The following is a 266-nucleotide window of genomic DNA, read 5'->3' as shown; positions in this document are numbered from 1 at the left end:
AACACGGTCACCGCGTTGCAGATACGAAAGACTTCTTCCATGCGATGGGAGACGTACAGCACCACTTTGCCCTCATCGCGCAAGCGCGCGATGATCGCCATCAAGCGGTCAATCTCGCGCGCCGAGAGGCTGCTGGTGGGCTCGTCGAAGGCAATTACATGGGCGCCACGGGACAGCGCCTTGGCGATTTCCACCAGTTGCCGCTGGCCCAGGGACAAGCGACCGAGTTTCTCCTGCGGGTCGATTTCGTCGGCCAGGCCCTTCAG

The 266-nt window shown here is 61.7% G+C and carries 1 protein-coding gene; it reads right to left on the bottom strand.

Annotation, left to right across the window (positions count from 1 at the left end; genetic code table 11):
* On the bottom strand, window positions 1-266 hold a 266-nt coding region (locus AC6CIA_RS26510), incomplete at both ends, for an ATP-binding cassette domain-containing protein (RefSeq protein WP_498316128.1).

The organism is Pseudomonas sp. GQ91 (assembly GCF_059758795.1).
Note: the sequence above shows the minus strand (reverse complement) of the source record. Positions and strands in the feature narration are given on the sequence as shown.